General features: G+C 44.9%; 15 protein-coding genes and 1 pseudogene. 9 read left to right on the top strand and 7 right to left on the bottom strand.

Translation table 11 applies throughout. The features are described 5' to 3' along the window. Positions 1-84: 84 nt before the first annotated feature. Positions 85-1,860, top strand: coding sequence for an acyl-CoA dehydrogenase family protein (locus H580_RS0122480; RefSeq protein ID WP_028596780.1), 1,776 nt, complete (start codon positions 85-87; stop codon positions 1,858-1,860). A 308-nt stretch (positions 1,861-2,168) separates the two neighbouring features. Further along, complete coding sequence (locus H580_RS0122475; protein WP_028596779.1) at positions 2,169-2,822, top strand: DUF2306 domain-containing protein; 654 nt, start codon at positions 2,169-2,171, stop codon at positions 2,820-2,822. Between the two features lie 115 nt (positions 2,823-2,937). Here H580_RS0122475 and H580_RS0122470 read toward each other — a convergent pair whose 3' ends face one another. The 5 genes and pseudogenes from H580_RS0122470 to H580_RS0122450 all read right to left on the bottom strand — a co-directional run bounded on the left by H580_RS0122470 (position 2,938) and on the right by H580_RS0122450 (position 10,830). Then, a complete protein-coding gene (locus H580_RS0122470) occupies positions 2,938-4,653 on the bottom strand; it encodes an ABC transporter ATP-binding protein (RefSeq protein WP_028596778.1) in 1,716 nt (571 codons plus the stop codon). 327 nt (positions 4,654-4,980) lie between these two features. Then, positions 4,981-6,012 (bottom strand): ribonucleotide-diphosphate reductase subunit beta, encoded by a 1,032-nt coding sequence (locus H580_RS0122465; RefSeq protein WP_028596777.1) that lies wholly within the window; start codon positions 6,010-6,012, stop codon positions 4,981-4,983. 217 nt (positions 6,013-6,229) lie between these two features. Continuing rightward, on the bottom strand, positions 6,230-8,587 hold the full coding sequence (locus H580_RS0122460) for a ribonucleoside-diphosphate reductase subunit alpha (protein WP_028596776.1): 2,358 nt from the start codon (positions 8,585-8,587) through the stop codon (positions 6,230-6,232). A gap of 588 nt (positions 8,588-9,175) precedes the next feature. Further along, positions 9,176-9,457 (bottom strand): annotated as a pseudogene (locus H580_RS26050) (formate/nitrite transporter family protein); the annotation flags it as partial. A 476-nt stretch (positions 9,458-9,933) separates the two neighbouring features. Further along, positions 9,934-10,830 (bottom strand): manganese catalase family protein, encoded by an 897-nt coding sequence (locus tag H580_RS0122450; RefSeq protein WP_028596775.1) that lies wholly within the window; start codon positions 10,828-10,830, stop codon positions 9,934-9,936. A 260-nt stretch (positions 10,831-11,090) separates the two neighbouring features. Here H580_RS0122450 and H580_RS0122445 point away from each other — a divergent pair, with 260 nt between their 5' ends. The 4 genes from H580_RS0122445 (at position 11,091) to H580_RS0122430 (ending at position 15,560) form a co-directional block, all read left to right on the top strand. Then, positions 11,091-11,792, top strand: a complete 702-nt coding sequence (locus H580_RS0122445) for a response regulator transcription factor (protein ID WP_028596774.1) — start codon at positions 11,091-11,093, stop codon at positions 11,790-11,792. After that, positions 11,789-12,781, top strand: coding sequence for a sensor histidine kinase (locus H580_RS0122440; RefSeq protein WP_028596773.1), 993 nt, complete (start codon positions 11,789-11,791; stop codon positions 12,779-12,781). Before H580_RS0122445 ends, H580_RS0122440 begins: the two co-directional genes overlap by 4 nt. A gap of 132 nt (positions 12,782-12,913) precedes the next feature. Continuing rightward, on the top strand, positions 12,914-13,684 hold the full coding sequence (locus H580_RS0122435) for an ABC transporter ATP-binding protein (RefSeq protein WP_028596772.1): 771 nt from the start codon (positions 12,914-12,916) through the stop codon (positions 13,682-13,684). Further along, positions 13,659-15,560, top strand: a complete 1,902-nt coding sequence (locus H580_RS0122430; RefSeq protein WP_028596771.1) for an ABC transporter permease — start codon at positions 13,659-13,661, stop codon at positions 15,558-15,560. Before H580_RS0122435 ends, H580_RS0122430 begins: the two co-directional genes overlap by 26 nt. Before the next feature lie 156 nt (positions 15,561-15,716). Here the strand turns inward: H580_RS0122430 and namA are convergent, their stop codons facing one another. Next, positions 15,717-16,727 (bottom strand): NADPH dehydrogenase NamA, encoded by a 1,011-nt coding sequence (namA, locus tag H580_RS0122425; RefSeq protein ID WP_028596770.1) that lies wholly within the window; start codon positions 16,725-16,727, stop codon positions 15,717-15,719. Positions 16,728-16,961: 234 nt separating this feature from the next. Then, the gene (locus tag H580_RS0122420) at positions 16,962-17,891 is read right to left on the bottom strand and encodes an alpha/beta hydrolase (RefSeq protein WP_028596769.1); all 930 of its coding nucleotides are present in this window, start codon (positions 17,889-17,891) and stop codon (positions 16,962-16,964) included. A 163-nt stretch (positions 17,892-18,054) separates the two neighbouring features. Here H580_RS0122420 and H580_RS0122415 point away from each other — a divergent pair, with 163 nt between their 5' ends. The 3 genes from H580_RS0122415 to H580_RS0122405 all read left to right on the top strand — a co-directional run bounded on the left by H580_RS0122415 (position 18,055) and on the right by H580_RS0122405 (position 22,645). Continuing rightward, positions 18,055-18,363: a PhzF family phenazine biosynthesis protein gene (locus tag H580_RS0122415; protein ID WP_028596768.1), complete on the top strand. Its 309-nt coding sequence runs from the start codon at positions 18,055-18,057 to the stop codon at positions 18,361-18,363. A gap of 379 nt (positions 18,364-18,742) precedes the next feature. After that, on the top strand, positions 18,743-20,425 hold the full coding sequence (gene ggt, locus H580_RS0122410) for a gamma-glutamyltransferase (protein WP_425414146.1): 1,683 nt from the start codon (positions 18,743-18,745) through the stop codon (positions 20,423-20,425). 171 nt (positions 20,426-20,596) lie between these two features. Continuing rightward, positions 20,597-22,645 carry a methyl-accepting chemotaxis protein gene (locus H580_RS0122405; RefSeq protein ID WP_084509498.1) on the top strand — a complete coding sequence of 683 codons (2,049 nt, stop codon included), beginning with the start codon at positions 20,597-20,599 and terminating at the stop codon, positions 22,643-22,645. The last annotated feature ends 61 nt before the right edge of the window (positions 22,646-22,706 follow it).

The following is a 22,706-nucleotide window of genomic DNA, read 5'->3' as shown; positions in this document are numbered from 1 at the left end:
CTAAGATCTCATTTATGAATCGAAGCTGCTAGCTTGGCCATTAATGGCAGCTTTACATTTTACATGTGGAAGGGGCGCTGTGGTATGACAAAGGCGAAGATTGTGGGAGGTAGCTTTGTCATTGAGGATGTGGGAGTGGACACGATTGTAACACCGGAAGACTTTACAGCGGAGCAGCGGATGATTCAGGATACAACAAGAGATTATGTAACGTCGGAAGTGATTCCGCATGATGAGGAGTTGGAGCGGCAGGACTACGCATTGACGGTGAAGCTAATGCGCAAGGCAGGAGAGGTGGGCTTGCTTAGCGCGGATATTCCAGAGTTGTATGGCGGGCTGGGGCTTGATAAAGTCAGTTCCACGATCATTAGTGAGACGTTGTCGCCAGCTTCTTCCTTCGCCTTATCGATTGGAGCGCATGTTGGCATAGGCACTTTGCCTATCGTATTTTTCGGTACACCTGAACAGAAGCAAAAGTATTTGCCTGATTTAGCGACAGGGGAAAAAATTGCGGCATACTGCCTCACTGAGCCAGCATCAGGTTCGGATGCATTGGGCGCGAAGACAACAGCCAAACTGTCCGACGATGGCCAGCACTATATTCTTAATGGCTCCAAAATCTACATCACAAATGCAGGCTTTGCAGATATTTTTATCGTATATGCCAAAGTAGACGGTAAAGACTTTACGGCCTTTATTGTGGAGCGGGATATGGAAGGCTTTACGGTAGGTCCTGAGGAGAAAAAGATGGGGATTAAGGGATCTTCGACTTGTCCGCTGTATTTTGAGGATGTGAAGGTTCCGATCAATCATGTGCTAGGTGAGATTGGGCGCGGCCATTTGATCGCATTTAATATTTTGAACATTGGACGGTTTAAGCTGGCAGCAGGTTGTCTTGGCGCTCAAAAAGAGGCGATTGCCTTAAGTTCTCGCTATGCAAATGAGCGCAAACAGTTTGGGCGCGCGATCTCCTCATTTCCGCTTGTCGCTAGCAAGTTGGCAGATATGAATATTCAGACGTATGTATCGGAAAGTATGGTTTACCGCACATCTGGTCTTATCGACGAACGCCTAAAGGACGTCAATGACCAAGATGCTGACTCTGGTACGCTGGCTGCCAAAGCCATCGCGGAATATGCACTCGAATGCTCAATCAACAAAGTATTTGTCACCGAGGCGCTGGATTTCGTGGCCGATGAAGGGGTACAAATTCACGGCGGTTATGGTTATGTGCAGGAATATAAAATAGAACGCATTTACCGTGATTCTCGGATTAACCGTATTTTTGAAGGAACAAATGAGATCAACAGACTGCTTATCCCTGGTACGTTGTTGAAGCGTTCGATGAAGGGCGAGCTGCCGCTCTTAGCAAAAGTTCAGGAACTGCAAGGCGAGTTAATTTCGCTTGTACCTGGGCAAACCTTTGAGGGTGCGTTGGAGCAGGAGGCGCATTTGGTAGCAGCTGCGAAAAAAATATTTTTAACAGTTGGCGGAATAGCTGTACAGAAATATGGAATCTCCTTGGAGAAAGAACAAGAGGTACTCAGTTATTTGGCAGATTTGATGATCCAAATGTATGCTATCGAGAGCACGCTGCTGCGCACCCGCAAGCGGATCGATAAGGTAGGGGAAGAGAAGGCGAAGGCGGCGATTCAAATGACCGAAGTGTTCATTCATGAGTCATTTGCGAAGATCGAGCATATTGCCAAAGAAACGGCAGCTGCTATGGAGAGCGGGGATACGCTGCGGATGCATCTATCCATACTGAAAAAGCTCACACGTCGGACACCGATCAACGCAGTTGGCTTGAAAAGGGAGATTGCCGCACGTGTCATTCAAACGGAGGGCTATGTTATATAGTAGAAAATTAGTTTAAAAAATGGCGCACGGTAGAAGGATTAACAGCGAAAAGCATCATTACGGTGTATCTGTGTATTTGTGTACCAGTGTATCGTCGTATCGCAGCATGAAATTATACACTGAAATTACATCTGAGCGCCGATTGTATAGGATGAATTGACGGCTGTGGATGCATACTGGACTTTTGTCGGGTCAAACGGGGCACTGCGGCATGGTAGACTATCTCTATTCAAAGCGTTACGTCAGAATTAACATCTCAGATCTCTTACACCGCAACGAAACGTTCAGCAGATAAGGATGTGAGGCATATGAGAAAGTCAACTTGGCCGCTAGTGATCGTTGCTGTTTTTGCATTAGTTATTTCAGTGATGTCGTGGAATCAGTATATCTTTACGCCAGATGCGCTGGGAGAGAATGGCGAAGGATTAATAGGGGTAAAGCAAGGTGAAGCAACTGCGTTTACTGCTCTGTGGACAGGGATGCTGTACGTTCATATCGTAAGCAGTGTGATTGCTTTGGTTATCGGTGCCTATCAATGGTTTCCGCGAATGAGGAGGAAGTACCGTGGGGCTCATCGGATATTAGGAATGTTGTATGGCCTTGGTGTGCTGTTTGGTGGCATTAGCGGTCTGTATTTGGCTGTATATGCGACTGGCGGTTGGATTTCTCAAGCGGGGTTTGGAGTACTTGCCGTGCTATGGTTGTACACGGTGTTCTATGGGGTACGTGCGGGCATTCAGGGAAATTACCGTGAACATCGCAAGTGGATGCTACGCAATTATGCGCTAACGTTTGCGGCGGTAACTTTGCGAATGATGATATTACTATCTGTTTCTATTTTTGGTGGAGAACATTTCTTGGTGTATTACGTTGTTATTGCTTGGATGTGCTGGGTGCCGAATCTACTCGTAGCAGAGTGGTTGATTCGTAGGAGTGGAAGTGTTCAGCGTAAGACTGCCTAGTAGCAGAGGGTCAATAAACGAAAGGAGCAGTGTCCGTGACAGGACGCTGCTCCTTTGTTCATTCGTTTTATTGCCTTTTGTAACGGTAACCTTCTTCATTTCCAAAATCATAATTTTAAGAGCTGAACTGTGCATGATGCAAACGGCTATATATTCCGCCTGCGGTTACAAGCTCTTCATGCTTGCCTTGCTCAGAAATGCCATCTTCCGTAACAACGACGATACGATCCGCGTTCTTGATCGTCGCGAGTCGGTGCGCGATGACGAGCGTCGTACGTCCAACAGACAGTTCCGCTAACGACTGCTGAATCGCTTGTTCCGTCTCAGTATCTAGCGCGGAAGTGGCTTCATCTAAAATGAGAATCGGCGGATTTTTCAAGAACATACGCGCTATTGCCAAGCGCTGCTTCTGACCACCAGAGAGCTTCACGCCGCGTTCACCAACGACCGTCAGCAGACCATCTGGTTGTGAACGAATAAAGTCGTCCAAACGCGCACGACGAGCTGCCTCCATAATTTCCTCATCGGTTGCACCAAGCTTGCCATACTCGATATTTTCCCGGATCGTACCCGCGAATAGGAATACATCCTGCTGTACAATACCGATCTGGCGACGCAAGCTTGTGAGCTTCATATCGCGAATATCGATGTTATCAATCGTAATACTGCCTTCATTCCGCTCATAGAAGCGGGGGAGCAGGCTGCACAGCGTTGTCTTACCAGCGCCTGACGGACCGACAAACGCAATCGTTTCACCTGCGTGAATCGTCAAGTTAATCCCGTTCAGTACATTAGCATGTCCTTCGTAACCGAACGTAACATTGTCATATCGGATGTTCCCGTTTAGATGAGCGACCTCAATCGCATCTGGCATATCTGCTACATCAGGCTCTGTATCGATAATTTCGAGATATCGTTTGAAGCCGGCAATACCTTTTGGATAGCTTTCGATAACCGCGTTAATTTTCTCAATCGGTCTAAAGAACACGTTCGTAAGTAACAGGAAGCCAACAAACTCACCGTACGTAATCTTATTTTGAATAACGAACCAAGTGCCTGAAATCAGTACGAATAGATTTCCTAGTCGCATAAGCAGATAGCTGGTCGAAATATTGAAGCCCATTATTTTGTAGGCCATTAGCTTTGCTTCACGGAAGCGCATATTGTTGACCGCAAATTGCTTCTTCTCATGCTCTTCGTTCGCAAATGCTTGAACAACGCGGATACCGCCAACACTATCTTCCACGCGTGCGTTGAAATCTGCGATATCAGAGAACATGCGGTCAGCTGCTACCGTCATGCGCTTATTGCACACTACGACCAACCATGCCATAAATGGCACAATAATGAACGTCATTAAGGCCAACTGCACATTCATATACAGCATAATCGTAAAGGAGCCGATCAAGGTCATGACTGCGATGAAAATATCTTCGGGACCGTGATGCGCCACCTCGCCAATTTCGAACAAATCATTCGTCATACGAGACATCGTGTGCCCAGTCTTGTTGTTGTCAAAGTAACGGAAGGACAGCTTCTGAATATGCTCGAACAACTTCTTCCTCATATCTGTTTCTATGTTGATGCCAAGCTTATGTCCCCAATACGTTACGACATAGTTGAGTCCAGTATTGATGATATAGAGGACTAGCAGTCCGAAGCATGCCCATGCGATCCATGACCAGTTATTGCTTGGAAGCAGATCGTCTATGATTCTATTAACGACGAGCGGGAATCCCAGCTCCAACAGAGCAGCGATTACAGCACAGGAAAAGTCGAGTACAAACAAGCCGCGATAAGGCCGGTAGTACGAGAAAAATCGTTTTAACATGGAATTACAGCTCACTCCTTTGTCTGTTGAATACATTATCTTTAGCTACTATTTAATCAGTCATTGAATCCTATAATATCGTTGGCCTTCGTCATTCTGTAAGGGAAGGGAGCTGGCTGCTAGGTAAGAAGTTTAAGATGACTAGTTGATAATTGTTATCAATGGTAGCACCAATTGTTTAGGATGTCTATAAATCTATAAGGATGTTAGTGAGACGCTATTGAAAAAAGAGCAGATCCACTATCGTGACCTGCTCCTTCTGTGATTTATATAAAGGATATGAACGGTGAATAAGTACAGCACTTCTACAGTTCATTTAAACTTCAATTACAGTTCGTCGAACCCATTGTCGTCGCCAGCCTTTGCGTACGTACGGGACTTCGCTTCGAAGAAGTCTGTCTTCGTTGCATTCAATGCTTCATCAGAGAATGGTTTAATCCAAGGCATGCAGTTGACGTCAACGCCTTCATAAGCTTTGTCCATACCCATGAGAGCAAGGCGACGGTTCGCAATATGCTTGATGTAGTCAGACAACTCACGAAGGTCAATACCACTAATATTTTTGAGCGTGTAATGTGCCCAGTTTGTCTCCAACTGTACAGCACGCTCAATGGTGTCATATACAAATTTGCGGTTTGCTTCTGTATCCAACTCTGGGAAGTCGCGCATCAATTGCTTGAACACTTCACCAAAGAAGTAGCAGTGCTGGTTCTCATCACGCTGAATGTAAGAGATCATTTGGCTTGTACCCATCATCTTCTGATCGCGTGCCATGTTGTAGAAGAAGGCAAACGTTGAATAGAAGAAGATACCTTCAAGAATCAAGTCCGCAACCAACGATTCAAAGAATGTCTGTGGAGTCGGATTGTTACGGAAAGACTGATAAATATCAGCGATAAAGCGATTGCGCTCAAGCAATACTTCATCGTGCTTCCAGTACTCGAAAATTTCTTTCTGCTCTTGCTCCGATACGATGGAAGAAAGAACATAAGAGTACGATTGGTTATGAACAACTTCCTGCTGCGCAATAATTGCGGAAATCGCTTCAAGTGAAGAATCTGTAAAGTACTGCTTCACGTCGCCTACGTACATCGTCTGCATGGAGTCGAGTACAGCAAGTAGGGAGATGTTAATTTTGAATGCACGACGCTCTTCCTCAGACAACTGTGCAAACTGCTGTGCATCTTTGTTCATCGGAATTTCGTCTGCGATCCAATGATTTAATAGCAATACTTTGTACAGTTTGTACATGTGAGGCATACGAATATCGTCCCAGTTCAAAATACCGGAACATTCACCCATAATGATACGAGTGGATTGGTTAGGTGCGGATGTATTAAAGATCGACTGGCGCTTCAAATCTTGTTCTAACAAGCTCATGAAGGGGCACGTCCTTTCTGTGTTACAATAATAGAAATGAAATAGGAAAGCATAAAGCATTTATTCTAAAGTTTCGAAATCGCTGCGAAACCGTTTGTCCAAAGGAAGGGCACAAGAGGGAAAGGCGTTAGCCAGTAACTCATTGTGCCCTATTATCATATATACGTGTTCGTGTAAAAAGCGTGATCTTTAGCTATTAAGAGCTGCAAGACTCACATTCTTCAACTGTTAATGCTTGGCTGCGTACATAGTACGTGGACTTCATGCCATCGCGCCATGCGTGAAGGTGAAGCTCAAGGAACTCAACGGCGCGAATGTCAGGACGAACGTACAAGTTGAAGCTTTGGCCTTGATCGATATGACGCTGACGAGCAGCTGCCATACGGATAGATGCATGTTGGTCAAGACGGAATGCCGTCTTATAGAACCACATTGTCTTATCAGACAAGTCTGGAGCTGGATTCGCAATCTTGTAAGTTGTCTTCTCTTCGTAGCTCAACAACTCATATACAGGGTCAATGCTTGCTGTAGAACCGGCAATAATGGACGTAGAACCGTTAGGCGCTACTGCCATTAGCCAACCATTGCGCATACCGTTCTCACGAACTTCTGCCGCCAACTGCTGCCATTGCTCCGTCGTAATGAATTCACCAACACGAGTGCCCGTTGTGTATTCGCGATCCTCGAAGTAACGGCCATTTTCCCACTCAGAACCAGGGAACAGCTCGTACGTTCCTTTTTCCTTCGCCAACTCCATGCTGGAGCGGATAGCCAAGAAGTTAATGCGCTCGTAAAGATTGTCATTGAACGTAACTGCTTTGTCAGACTCCCAAGCGATTCCTTCAAGTGCTAGCAAGTGATGAAGACCGAATGTACCAAGACCGATTGCACGGTAGCGGCGATTCGTGTGCTGTGCTTGCAATACTTCAATATTGTTAATGTCGATAACATTGTCGAGCATACGAACTTGAATCGGCACAAGGCGATCCAATACGTCAGCGCGTACCGCACGAGCCAAGTGAATGGAGTTCAAGTTACAAACGACAAAGTCACCAGGTGTTTTCGTAATGACGATGCGTGTTTGACCGTCCTTCGTTACGAGCTCTTCGTGCTCAACAACGGTAGCGGACATGTTTTGGAAAATCTCGGTACACAAGTTCGAGCTGTAAATCATGCCGTGGCCTTTGTTCGGGTTCGCACGGTTGGCAGCGTCTTTGTAGAACATGTATGGCGTACCTGTTTCAAGCTGAGATTTCAATACACGCTTCATAATATCGATAGCTGGCAAAGTAATGCGGGACAACTGAATGTTAGCTACAGCCTCAGCATACTTTTCACGGAATGTACCTTCGCCGAACTTCTCATCATAGAAGTCTTCCAAGCCAAGCGGTCGACCATTCGCATCTGTCCAACCCATTACTTTCTTAATTTCGTGTGGGCAGAATAGGTGCCAGTCTTCACGTTTCTCCACAGCTTCCATGAATAGATCCGGAATCGAGATACCGTGGAAAATGTCATGCGCACGCATGCGCTCATCCCCGTTGTTCAACTTCAAGTCGAGGAAGGACAAAATATCTTTATGGAATACGTCCAAGTAAACAGCGATTGCGCCTTTACGCGTACCCAATTGGTCAACGCTTACTGCTGTATTATTCAGCTGGCGAATCCATGGGATTACGCCAGAGCTTGTATTTTTATGTCCGCGAATATCGGAACCGCGAGCACGTACTTTACCTAAGTAAACGCCGATACCGCCGCCCATTTTGCTAAGACGAGCTACGTCTGTATTGGAATCGAAAATACCTTCCAAAGAGTCGTCGATCGTATCGATGAAGCAGCTGGAAAGCTGGCCAGCAACTTTCTTGCCGGCGTTCGCCATTGTAGGTGTTGCTGCTGTCATGTACAAGTTACTCATTGCCCAGTACGCTTCTTTAGCAAGCTCTACGCGGCGCTCCGCTGGCTCTTGATACATCAAGTACATCGCGATAACCATGTAGCGCTCTTGAGGAAGCTCCATCGTACGAGCATCAAAGTCTGTAGCCAAATAACGCTCACGAAGCGTCAGAAGGCCAATGTAGTCGAACAACTCATCACATACAGGCTCAATGGCAGCACCAAGCTCAGCAATTTGCTCAGGTGTATAGGCATCGAGCAATTCTTGACGGTATACGCCAATATCAACGAGACGTTTGATCAATTTATAGAAATCACCATAAGGCTTATCTGGATAAGCTTTGTAGTTACGATGTACAGCTGCTTCTTTGTACAGCTTCGTCAATAGAGAACGCGCAGCGACGAACTTCCAGTCCGGCTCTTCACGAGAAACGAGCTCCAGTGCAGACATAATGCAAGCTTGTGTAATTTCCGCAGCTTGTACACTTGAAGAACGAAGCTTTGTTAGTACACTGCGGTGCCAGCGCTCGACATCAAGATGCGGATAATCCTCCATAAGACGTTCGCCGTATACACGGATACGATTGGCATCGAAGGCGAGTGAGCGATTGTTCGGCTTAAGTACCGTCTGCACGGTATGAGCAGTATTGGTTGAATACATAGGTTGTTCCTCCTCCACATAAATCCGTACTATCCTGCTTCATGTACATCCATATCATAAGCTGTCATTTAGCTAATCCTTCTGTTAGTAGGTGTTAAGCATAAGCATAAGACAGCGTTCTAACCGTCAGTCATGAGTCATAAGGAAGCCCCTTTGCTGCATACATGTGACTGCCGGATTGTTCCGAACAGATGTCAGCCGCAAAGAGGCGTACTATTGTTATAAATTGCGCATACTGAATGTACCCTTATCCCCAAAGGGCAGTGTTAATCATTAACGTTGACTTGGTTAGCTATTCGGTGACAGCTTGTCTTAGTCAAAACGTGACCTTGGCAAGGTTTCATTTCTTTATAATGATGCAAGTTGATCTCCCTGCGAGGTAGATAAGATTGTTCATTCCTATCAGTAATCAAGTTGTTAATATACTACATGAAATAAGGGGAAGTAAATAGGACTGAGTGACATTAATCATACCATAATGGGTTAAACCTTTGGTGTCATTGGTTTTAATTCGAGAGAATTTTTTTTTGGAAATGATGAGCATGACGATGAGGCATTTTTAGGGATGAAATGCAAGTAGTTGTGTGTTCACTTTCCTGTATGCTTATTACTAATATACCAATAGGCCATACCGACAAATACAATTCCACCGACGGGCGTTACCAACTATAACCGGAATCATGCTGTACAGCCAGCCCATGTAATGGAAGCCGGGTGCTGCTGCAATAAAAGAGATAATGTTAGCAATGACATATTGGCAACAGTACGTTCGTAGCCCGTGGCGATAAAGGCATATAGCATCCACCAAATAAGAACTAGCTTTGCGATATCTTCCTTTGCACGCATCGATGTCCATATCGCTAAGTAAACCGCTAAGTAAACCGCTAAGTAAACTAACCGGTCATAAGTTTGTTCTGTGCTTCTATGATAGAGCTCACGAAATCATGATTAGCTACCAAGCATCCGCTTATGAGCAGCAACTAGCTGCATCATTTACATAGGATAGGAGTAGGCTTCCACCATGTATCACTCTTTTAAAGTACTTGTGTAGTAAACAGCGGCAAATATGCAGTTATTTCTTCTGCAAATACGCTTTTTTAGGCTGTTATCCGCAAAAATGCAGTTATTTTTCTGTTATTAGCCATTTTAGCTGCTAATCTAGAAAAATAACTGCACATTTGTCCATTTTTATCTTCAAATGACTTTTTCTCATTTAAATAACTGCCTTTTTGTCCATACCATATCATTTAAGCACAATAGTGGTAGATTTCGTGAGTACCAGTACCAGTACCAGTACCAGTACCAGTACCACTCTGCTCCGAGCCAACTATTTTTGTTGATGACAATTACAATCCGGCGTTCTTTTGCAAGCGGCGCACAATGGCCATAAAGTCTTCCTTGGAAATGCCAGGAGCAAACTCTTCAGGCAAGTCATCTAGGTCAGGAATCGGGTGGCCTTCTGGTGTACCTTGCCTCACTTCTAGCGGCTTGCCGTCTCCTGGATGTTTGCCGCTCCAAATTAATCCGATGTCCTTATAGTCATTATCACTCCATGTGTACAGAATACGACCAAGTCCTTGATCCTCAAATTTGCGTGCTGTATCAAAGGCGCGATTGTCCAGATTTGGGATCGGCAGCATTTTGGACACATCGACTCCTGTTGCAATTTCCAATGCCTTCGAGTAGGCAAGAACATGGGTGCCGCCACGGACGAGCAGATATCCAATCATGGCTCGGGCAGTAGGATGGTCTGTCATTTCATATACTCTCATCTTGTGGGTACGGGCACCGCATTCAAGGAAAAAGTTATGCAGTAGATCAAGAATGAGGTTGCCGCTGTTGAATACATAGTCTCCTGCCCACGGTCTGCCCATGGAATCCCCAACTACGGTGGTTTGGGCATTGGCTATAAAGTGATACGTATTGCGAGCGTTCATGCCTACATGCAAAGGTGTTTTGTTCGGATTGCCAGCCTTTGTGCTGCCTGACAACACAATATTAATCGCATTGGTAACAAGCTCGACATGCCCGAACTCTTCTGCTGTGATACTGGCAACGATATCGTAAAAAGGCTTCAACTTTCGCTTCTGCCGGAAGTTGAACGACTGGAACATGTAATTGTTTAAGGTAGACATTTCACCGAACCGTCCACCTAGCAGTTCCTGCACGGCGGCAGCCGCATTCGGGTCCCCTTCTTTTAAGACGGGTAAGTCAATCGCCAGTCGATTGATCCTTTTAAACATTTGAAGTCCTCCTTCATAAGGGATCGGATCGCTGCGGCTCGTCACCGTCCCCAAATTCCGTTGAATCCTGCTGCTACTTTTGTTACTCCACTTCAATAAAGTCCATCAAAGTTCATCATCATACATGGTTCTAGAACTATGCGCATGACAGAATGTCCTATGCTTGCAGCCCATAAACCGTCACGTTTGACCTCTATATTAGGCTCTTTTACAATAGTGAAAAGATCGAAAAGATTCGGATTCATGAAGGGGAATGACGTGTGTACAAAATAATGATCGTGGAAGATGATCCGAAAATAGCAGAATTGCTAGCTTCTCATATTGAGAAGTATGGGTATGATAGCATCACAATCCAAGATTTCGCGCATGTTTATGATGAATTCCAACGTGTTCAGCCTCATGTCGTGGTGATGGATGTCAATTTGCCCAGCTACGACGGTTATTATTGGTGTCGGCAAATTCGTATGGTATCTACTTGTCCTATTTTGTTCTTATCGGCACGCAGCGGTGAAATGGATCAAGTGCTGGCGTTAGAGAGTGGAGCGGATGATTATATTACGAAGCCATTTTCACGCGAAATAGTAATGGCCAAAATCCGTAGTCAAATTCGACGTGTCTACGGCGACTATGCGATAAAGGAACGTACGGTGGAAAAGTACGGCATGATGCTGTATCCAGAACGGCTGGAGCTTCATCTTATGGGCAGCATGGTTCCGCTGACAAAGAAGGAAGCGGTGCTCATTGAGACGCTTCTTCAAGCTTGTCCGCGTATCGTAAAGCGAGATGCTATTTTGGATAAGTTATGGGACGATGAAAGCTATATCGATGACAATACCTTGAGTGTCAACATTACACGGTTACGGAAGAAGCTATCGGATCTCGGTGTAGAAGATGCGCTGGAGACGGTACGGGGGGTAGGCTATCGTTTAAATCAAACATGGTCTGTTGAAGGTGATTCATGAAGTTATTTATTCGTGAGCATGTTCCGCTAATAGGTTTTACACTGATTCAACTATGCCTCGTGCTGCTTGTCGTATGGTTTGATGGCTATCAGCAAATAGGGACAGCTTTATACGCGATGTTTCTAGGGCTGTTTGTTCTTTTGGGTTATTTAATATACCGATATGTGACCCATCGCAAGTTGTATGAACGGCTATCACGACCGCTCGCGTCCATTCATGATGGAGGAATTACGGCCGACACGCCGCTGGGTCATGCGATAGACTCGCTGTTGGAGAAGCAGTACGGCTATTATCAACAGCAGCTCAAGACGTGGGAGCGCAAGCAGCAGGAGCATCTTACGTTTATGAACCAGTGGGTTCATCAGATGAAAACACCACTGTCTGTCATCGAGCTCATCATTCAGGATGGCGAAGATATCGATCCGACAAGCATCTCGGAAGAGACGGATCGGCTGCGACAGGGGCTTGAAATGGTGCTGTATATGTCCCGGCTGGAAACGTTCGCTCAAGATTTTCATGTGGATCGGGTCTCGTTGCATGCAGTTGTTAAAGAAGCGATTAAGGATAATAAGGGATTTTTCATTCGCAGCTATGTGTATCCAGAGAATGTCGTTCCAGAAGAGTTGTTCGTCGAGACTGATGTGAAGTGGCTTCGCTTTGTTATTTATCAGTTGTTATCTAATGCCATTAAGTATTCGGCAGGCAGTCGAGAGAAAGTAACGATTTCTGCGTATACAGAGGGTCGCTCAGTCTTCTTGGAAGTGATAGATCGCGGTGCGGGGATACCTAAGCAGGATGTATCTCGCGTATTTAGAGCATTTTATACAGGGGAAAATGGGAGAGCGTATCGGGAATCAACTGGCATGGGGCTGTATCTTGTTAAGGAAGTCGTCGATAAGCTTCATCACAACATTTCTCTTGAATCGACGGTTGGAGCAGGCACGACCGTTCGCATTGAATTTCCATATGCAGGGACGAGGGCTGACTAGTCAATCCTCGTTCTTTTTTATAGAGAGGCGAACATAATCTTACAAAGTTGTTAGCTCGGTGAAAGATGGAAAGGTAGGAGGTGCTAGAAAGGTGGTCTATACTAAATTGCATCTGAGAAGGGAGACGGAATAATGGACATCGTGAACGTTCGAGACCTGTGTAAAATATATAAAGAAAAAGTAGCGCACGAGGCACTTACCAATATTGATTTAACGATTGCCAAGGGAGAGTTTGTTGGCATTATGGGGCCATCTGGCAGTGGCAAAACAACACTTCTCAATATTATATCGACGATCGACGCACCAACTTCTGGTGATGTTCGAATTAATGGTCAATATCCGCATGACTTGTTCCCTGAGCAGCTAGCTTCCTTTCGCCGCAAGGAATTAGGTTTCGTGTTTCAATCATTCAACTTGTTGAATACACTCACAGTGGAAGAAAATATTCTGCTGCCTCTTACCTTGGAAGGAGCTTCTCTTAAAGAAATGGACATGAAAGTGAAAGAGATCGCGCAGAAACTGGGGATTTCAGATATTTTACATAAGCGCACGTATGAAATATCTGGAGGGCAAGCTCAGCGAACCGCGATTGCTCGCGCACTCATTCACGACCCAAAGCTTGTGCTAGCTGATGAGCCGACAGGTAATCTGGATTCAAAGGCCGCCCGCGATGTTATGGAATTGATGGCTCATTTGAACCGAACGGAGCAGACGACGATGATGCTGGTGACGCATGATGCGATGGCGGCCAGCTACTGCAACCGTGTCGTCTTTATTAAGGATGGTAAGTTCCATAATGAAATTGAATGCGGTGAGAGCCGGGAGGAGTTCTATCAGAAAATTATTCATGTCCTATCGCTGTTGGGAGGGTATCGACATGACGTTTCGTCAATTCGCGTTTAGAAATATTGTTCGGAATAAACGCGTCTATGTAGCTCATTTTTTGAGCAGCTCATTCTCCGTCATGATTTTCTTCATTTATGCGCTGCTGTTGTTTCATCCCAATTTGCAAGGGGAGCTAGCTTCTACTAGCATTACGATTAGTCAGCTCGGCATGATGGCGATGAAGGCATCGCAATATATTATTTTTACCTTTTCGTTTTTCTTTTGTATGTATTCCGTCAGTGCCTTTTTGAAGGCGCGCAAGCGAGAGTTTGGTATTTTGATGGTGCAGGGGATGTCACCGAAGCAACTTCATCAGCTTTTGTTTATGGAAAATATGATGATTGGTTTAGCTTCCATTATTGTTGGTATAGTAACGGGAGTTGTGTTCTCCAAACTCGTACTGCTTGTTAGTGCCAGCGTGCTGTTCATACGAAATGGACTTCCGTTCTATATCCCGTGGCAAGCTATTTCCTTAACGGCATTGGCGTTTATAGTGATGTTTTTGGTAGTCTCATTACTCACATCAAGGTTGGTGAAGGCCGATCAGTTAATTGAGCTAATTCGGGCGGCGGATAAGCCTAAGCCTGAGCCGAAGGCGTCTGTATGGTTAGCGCTGTTATCGATTGTGCTCATCGTGGCAGGATATGCATGCGTATTTTATTTTGCTATGAGAGAAGAATCCCGGTATATACTTCTTGCCTGTGTCACTCTTACGGTGATGGGGACGTATTTCTTATTTACACAGTTGAGTGTGCATGTGCTCCGTTGGTTACGTTCTAGGAGAGGATTGCTGCTTCGTAAGACGAATCTATTGATATTGTCAGAACTCAGTTATCGGATGCGAGATAATGCCGTGATGTTCTTTATGGTTACGGTTGTAACGGCTGCATCTTTAACAGGCATCGGTACTTCTTTTGCCCTGCTCAATCCAGGTCTTGCTGCTATGGAGAAGCCGTATGCATTTACGTATAATTCCATTGGTAATAATCCGTATGAAGAAGAGCATTGGAAGGTGATAGAGGATGAGCTTGGGCGAGCGGGATTTGATTATGAGTCAGCTAGAATACAAGTTGGCACTACGAAGAACGGAGAGGGTTTGCTTGCGCTGTCTAGCTATAACCGCTTGGCTGGGATGCTCGGATATCCACCAGAATCACTATCTCCGAATGAGATTTTATTAGCGCCTACTACCGTATTCCAACAAACCCAGTTCAACAAGAAGGGAATGGTACCAGAAACTCTGACGGTAGCTGTTGGGGATTGGAAAAAAGATATGAAGGTGAAAGCAGTTGGAGCGGCAATTGTAGATACTTACGAGAAAAGGGTTATCGTGTTGCCTGATGAGCTAGCGGAGTATGCAAAAATCGAATCAACAAATCATATTAAATTTGTCGTTAAGGACTGGGAACATACACAGGAAGTAGCACGAAAGATCGAGGCTAAATTAGAGGGAAATCCCGATACTAAAGGAGACTATTACCTTGAGACACTAGTTACACACTGGCTTACTTCCAAACAGGAAAATGGCATTATTCTGATGGTAAGTGTGCTGATTGGGATCGTGTTCTTTACGTTTGCAGCGAGCTTCCTGTACTTCCGTTTATACACAGACCTTGAGCGAGATCGCCAGCATTACAACATGATTGCAAAAGTTGGATTGAGCCGGAAAGAAATGGGGCGGGTCGTCACCGTTCAATTTATGTTCATGTTCTTCCTGCCTTTTTTCGTTGCCGTTATTCATAGTAGTGTGGCATTTATGGCTTTGCAGCAACTGGTCAGTTATTCGGTGTTGCAGGCATCGATTCTTATATTTATTTCCTTTGCTGTTGTACAGTTTGCTTACTTTATTGGAATTCGCTGGCGCTATCTACGCAATTTGACACGTGCGATGTAGGCATCGACAATAAGAAATCCCCTTACGAATGGAGATGGAGGTCAATGCTGCTCTAAGCAGCATTGCCTATCTCGTTATCGTTGAGGGGATTTCTCGGTTTGTCGTTTTGAGGTCTATGATTAGCTGTGATCGATCGCAGCTAGTACCCGCACAAGATTACCATCCACGTTTATAAGGCTGTGGTGGTTCCAGCTTGGCATCCAAGACGGCAGCAGCACGTCTCGGCCAATAAGGATCGCGGAGCAGCTCGCGTCCAATGAACACAAGATCGGCACGATGATTGCGTATAATGTCTTCTGCATGAGTAGGCTCTGTTATAAGCCCAACCGCTCCTGTTAAGATGCCCGTCGATTGGCGAATCATCGAAGCATAGTTGATTTGATAGCCGGGGTAGGCTTTGACGGGATAAGGTACGGTTCCACCTGAACTGCAGTCTACAACGTCAACACCTTGTGACTTCATGCGGCGTGCATAGTCCGTATACGTCTCTATGGAGTTGCCGTGTTCCGCATATTCATTTGCTGATATACGGACGAATAAAGGCTTATCCCACACATGACGGACGCTATCAATAATTTCTTCTAAGAAACGATAGCGATTGTCGCTGTTTCCACCGTATTGATCTCTTCGTTCATTGGTGAGTGGCGACAAAAATTCATTAATCAGATAGCCATGTGCTGCATGAAGTTCTACGACATCGAACCCTGCCTGTTCGGCGCGCTGTGTCGCATCCGTAAATGCTTTGATCGCTTTTCTAATTTCTTCTTGCGACATTTCTCTAGGAACTTGATAATCGCCATTAAAGGAAATAGCAGATGGAGCTACAGCATCAGGAACGTCAGCTTTGCGGCCAGCATGGGCGAGTTGAATACCAATCTTCATCCCATGCGCATGCACCATATCTACGAGACGGCGCAATCCTTCAACATGCTCATCGCTCCATATGCCTAAGTCGCGGGCGCTAATCCGCCCGTTCGGTTGAACAGCTGTAGCTTCCACCATAATAAGGCCTACTTGTCCAATTGCACGAGATGCATAGTGGACGAGATGCCAATCGCTTACTTTGCCGTCTTCTGTCTCACAAGCGTACATGCACATTGGTGACATGACAATCCGGTTTGGTAATGTGACATTACGAATCGTTAACGGTTCGAATAAATGAGGCACAGGATACCCTCCATTCTCCACTCTACTAGATTCATCGCTAATCTATCTTTTTTCTAGTTATGTTGATATGTAGTTATACAACCATTATACCTGTTCCAAAGATCGCTTACCAATCACATACAGTAGCGGGATATATGGACATTTTATGAAAACGCCTCAGCTAGCTTTCTCTTCGTTAACTGAGGCGTGTGTAACTACTAATATATCCTGCGTCCCACATCATTTTAGGCTAACTTAGGCCAATATCTGATCAAACCATTGAATGACATCTGCCGTAACTTCATCACGGTTCGTATCATTAAGCAGCTCGTGTCTTCCTTCTTTGTACGTAATCATTTTCAAGGATTGTGATCCCGCTTGCTTTAATAACTGCTCTAGACGTGGTACACCTTTGCCAAAATTGCTCACTGGATCCATATCGCCTGCAATAAGCAGGATAGGAAGATCATTTGGTATGCGAGCAAGTTGTTCTGGCTGGTGAATACGGCGCAGCATGCGGAACATCTCTTCGTAGAACCCTACGCTGCAAATGAAGCCGCAGTAAGGGTCTTCCACATATTTTCGCACTTCATCTTTGTCCCGGGACAGCCAGTCGAATGAAGTTATGCTTGGTTGGAAGCGACGATTAAAACCACCAAAAGCCATGTTGTTAATTAGGTTGCTATGATACGTACGCCCACGTATTTTTCCAATCAACTTGGCGAGTACTACGCCTGCTCCTAGTTCTGGTCCGCGCGGACCATTACTGCCGCACAGCACAGCACCTTTCAAACGTTGTCCGTACTCTGTAAGGTAGTCCGTGGATAAAAATGAACCCATGCTGTGTCCAAATAGCAGCAAAGGCAATTGAGGATGTGAGGATTCAATATGTCTGCTCAACAGATCCATGTCCTGCACCATATGTCTCATATCGTTCGCTTCCAGATGGCCCAGCAGTTCATTGCTGATAGAGGTTTGCCCGTGACCGCGATGGTCGTTGGCGTAGACGATATACCCGTGTTCAGTCAAGGAACGAGCAAATCTCTCATAGCGTGATCCGGTCTCTGTCATGCCATGTGCAATTTGTACAACGGCACGAACAGGCTCGTTCTCATCAGGTGACCATTGACTTATATGCAAGGCAAGCCCGTCATGTGCTTGCAGAGTAAAGGTGTGATGTTGCATCGTAGTTGTTCAACTCCTAATGAATGGTTTTATGGCGTGATCGTATTTTCCATTGTAACTTGAAAATCGATGAAGTGCAGTGCAGCATTTCCCCTCTTCATTTCTTTCCTACTATAAAATGAAACATAAGTTATGAATGATACATAAAGGAGATCGTATACAGTTGGCGTCTATTCATCCATTTTGTCTGGAAACCGTAGATCCGACAGCATTCATGTATGCTCGACATTTTTCTTCACCTTATTCAGGAACTATTGAAGACGCAGTCACAGGAACGGCATCTGGAGTCATGGGAGCTTATTATTTGACTTATATGGAGCCAACGCTAGCACAATCTTCTTTTTTTGTTGAGCAATGGTACGAGATCGGGAGAGAAGGCAGGGTAAAGGTACATGTAAAGCGGCCTGAAAAAGGGCCGATGGAAGTGAATATATCAGGCACAGCAGCTCTTGTAAGGAGGTGGAATTGGTAACGTTAGAAAAAAATATGAAATTTCGTTCCACAATATTGAAAAATCGTTCATCTCTACCGATATACTATTTGGTGGCATAAATAGGCAGATGTGATCAGGTGCTAAAATGATAATTTATTAGGAAAACACCAATTTTGGTGATGTCGAATATTGATGGGAAATGTTAGATAGGATATAATTACTAGGCTATATGATTATATGATCATAAATATAGCTAATTTTGTAGTAAAAAAGTTGTGTATATGCGCACTTTTTGCTAGAAGAACTATTCGTCCCATTGAAGGGAGGCATAGGGAGAGGGGCAAGGTTGTACATCATTACATCATGAATCAGGGGGAATAACATGCGTACTCAATTTAAAAAGTGGGCAATTATGCTGATGACAACAGTTATGTGCTTCTCTATGTTGTCAACAACGGCTGGTGCTGCTAACCGTCCGACGACGATGGCACCAAATGGTATCGTAACAACACCTCATTATTTGGCTTCTGCTGCGGCTTTGGAAGTGCTTGAAGAAGGCGGTAACGCGGTGGATGCTGCTATTGCTGCTCAAGCAACTTTGGCAGTCGTATATCCACAATACACAAGTATGGGTGGAGATGCTTTCTGGCTTATCTACAACGCTGAGAGCAAAGAGCTCAAGGCACTAAATGCAAGTGGTCGTTCCGGTGAGAAGACAACAATTGATTTCTATAAAAATAAAGGCTACAACAAAATTCCTTCCCGTGGCTACTTGGCAGCGAACACTGTCCCAGGAACGGTTTCTGGTTGGGGCGCGGCTTATGAATATGCTGAAGATACAATGGACTTGTCCATGGATTGGGACGACTTGCTGAAGCGTGCGATTCATTACGCGGAAAAAGGCTACCCAGTAACGCCTAACCAAGAAAGATGGACAAAAACAGCTATGAATCCTGACAATAAAGAGCTGTTTGACTTGGGTCGTTTCAAAACATTTACGGATATTTTCGTGAAGCCTAACGGTGAGCATTTTAAAGTAGGCGAAATGATGGTACAAAAGGACTTGGCGAAAACGTTGAAGCGAATCGCTGTTAACGGCGCTGACGAGTTCTACAAAGGTGAAACAGCAATGAAGATCGCTGCTGACATTCAGGCTAACGGCGGATCATTGACATATTATGACTTTAAGAATCACAAAGCAGACTGGGTAAAACCAATTTCTGTTGACTATCGTGGCTACCAAGCTTACAACGTACCACCAAACTCTCAAGGTATGGCGTCCTTGTCTATCTTGAACATCTTGAACAACTTCGACTTGAAGAGCATGGGCGAAGGCTCAGCTGACTACTATCACGTTATGGTTGAAGCAACGAAGCAAGCATTTGCTGATCGCGACAAATGGTTGACAGATCCAGACTTCGTTAACATTCCGGTTAATGATTTGTTGTCCAAAGAGCATGGTAAGAAGCTTGCAGCTCGTATTGATATGAAAAAAGCTGCAGAAAACGTAAAACCACTTGACCCTAAAGGTGACACAGTATGGTTGGGTATCGTTGATAAAGACGGTAACGCTGTATCTGTTATCCAAAGTCATTACTTTGACTGGGGTGCTGGTGTAGTTGCAAAAGACACAGGCGTTCTTTTGCAAAACCGTGGTAGCTTCTTCTCCTTAGATCCAAACCACGTTAACGACTTGGAGCCTAAGAAGCGTACGTTCCACACGTTGAACCCTGCAATGTTGATGAAAGACGGTAAGCCATTCATGCTTTACGGTACACAAGGTGGAGAGGGACAACCTCAAACACAAGCAGCTCTTGTTACACGTTTCGTTGATTTCGGTATGACGGTTCAAGATGCGATTGAAGCACCAAGATGGCTGCATGGCCGTAACTGGGGAGAGTCTGCTAACGGATTAAGAATGGAAGGACGAATTCCTCAATCCGTTATGGACGAAATGATTCGCCGTGGTCATCCGGTGAAGAAGATTGATGATTACACAGACCAAGTTGGTCAATCCGGTATGGTAGTTATTGATCCACAAACAAATGTTAAGTTTGCTGGTGCTGACCCTCGTGGTGAAGGCGCAGCTGTTGGCTATTAATCATTTCTAGACTTATGAAATGATGCAATAGATGGGTTGAGGATTGTCAGGGCAGGAGGGGAGAGAAGCCTGCCTTGACGCTCTCTCGCTAGGGATTATGTGATCGAATGCACATAGTCTAAAAGTACTAATTTATTCATCTTCGCAATTCAATTATGGAGGTATAAGGTAATGAACGAACATGTCGAACCAAGTTCGACGGATGCATCCAAAGGTACTAAAGTAGGCACGGTATTCAAGGGTAAATTGAAAAATCGGTTGATAGCTTGGTTTCTTGTCGTTTCCCTTATTCCCCTTGTCCTCACCTCGACATTCGTGTACAGCACAGCTTCATCAAAGCTAATTGAGAAACAAAATGATGCTTACGTTTCACTTGTAAAAAGTAGAGCAGAAATGATGGATGAGTATTTTAAAGAACGTATGAATGAAATCCGAATTATTGCAACGACATCCGATCTTCGCACAGATGACAATGCGCATATGATGAAGTTTATTCAAAGCTTGAAGCAAACGGCACCTCAATACGATGGTAATACGTTCATCGGCTTGGATGGACATGTGAAAGCTGACACATTTGAAAACAGCATCGGTATTAACTTAGGTATGCGTCCATTCTTTAAGAATGCGATGGAAGGCAAAGAAACATACACAGACGTTATTTTAGCGAAGACGACAGGTCAACGCTCCATCATCGTCGCTGTACCTGTTAAACAGGCAGATGGAAAAGTAAAAGGTGCACTAACTGGACTAGTGAATTTTGAGAAGTTCACTACGGAGATTTTTAAAAGTTTGTATATTGATAATGGGGTAGGGTATCCGATTGTCGTAGACAACCAAGGAAAGATTCAGCTTCATCCGAACAAAGAATTGATTGGTAAGACGGCTGAGGAAGCGAAATTGACTGCAGGATTGGTCAATATTTTGGGTCAAGAGAAGTCGGATGCGACGTCTTATTCGTACTCGGAAGATGGAGAGAACTTTACGGTTGCTTATGCGCCGGTTCCTACCACAGGATATAGCATATATATGCACATTCCAGAAGCTTCGATCACTGAAGCAGTTTCTTCTATCCAATGGAGTGTGATGGTAATTGTCATTGCAGTAAGCTTGATCGTTGTTGTTCTTGCTTATTTCATCGCACAGCAGATTACACGTCCGATCGTCGCAGTGGCGGAAGCGGCAGAGCGTGTATCGAATGGCGATCTGAATCAAGAAGAGTTACCAGTTAAGTCGAGTGATGAAGTTGGTAAGCTGACAGGTGCAGTGAATACGATGATTCGTTCCCTGCGTCAATTTATCCAACAAGTGAATCGTACTGCTGAGGATGTAGCTACATCTGCCGAGGAGTTATCTGCCAACGCTGATCATACGAGCAAGGCGACAGAGCATATTGCCATGTCGATTCAAGAAGTAGCAGACGGTACAGAGCAGCAGGTGCAGAACGTAGAGGAAAGTGTGCGTTCGATCCATCAAGTTGCAGAAGGCGTTCAGCAAATTTCGAATAACGCTCAAAGCGTGGCGCATTCTGCCTTAACTGCTTCGGAAAGTGCTGAGATGGGTAACCGCATTTTACAATCGGCGATGGAGCAAATGCAGTCGATTCATAACACAGTTAATACGCTTAACGAAACAGTGAAGCAGCTCGGTCAACGTTCTGCTGCCATTGATAATATCGTACAAGTTATTTCCGGAATTGCAGCACAAACGAATTTGCTTGCCCTGAATGCTGCCATCGAAGCGGCTCGTGCTGGAGAGCACGGACGTGGATTTGCGGTTGTAGCTGATGAGGTGCGCAAGCTGTCCGAGCAATCGGGGGAATCTACAGAGAAGATAGCTGAATTGTTGGCAGCGATTCAAAGTGAAACAGCAACAGCAATCGAATCAATGGAGCAAGGTACACGTGAAGTTGCAGTTGGTATGGATGTTGTTAACCAAGCAGGTGCAGCATTTACGGAAATATTGAATTCTGTTCAACAAGTAGCAACTCAGATTCAAGAGGTCACTGCTTACTCGATCGAAATGAACAGCAGCACTGAACATGCGGTTGAGCAAGTGAACCTAATTACGGAAGTTGCAGAGCGTTCAGCAGAAGGAACGCAGAACGTGTCGGCTGCTACGGAAGAGCAATTGGCAGCTATGGAGCAAGTAAGCTCTTCGGCGACATCACTAGCGAAGATGGCAGAGGATCTACAGTCTTACTTGAGCAAATTCAAAGTGTAACGAAAGTTTTATTGAAGGGGGCTGAATAGCCCTCTTTTTTATATTCTCTAAATCTTGCTAT

Source organism: Paenibacillus assamensis DSM 18201, from assembly GCF_000422445.1.
GTDB lineage: Bacteria > Bacillota > Bacilli > Paenibacillales > Paenibacillaceae > Paenibacillus_B > Paenibacillus_B assamensis.
This window is presented reverse-complemented; position numbering and strand designations above follow the sequence as displayed.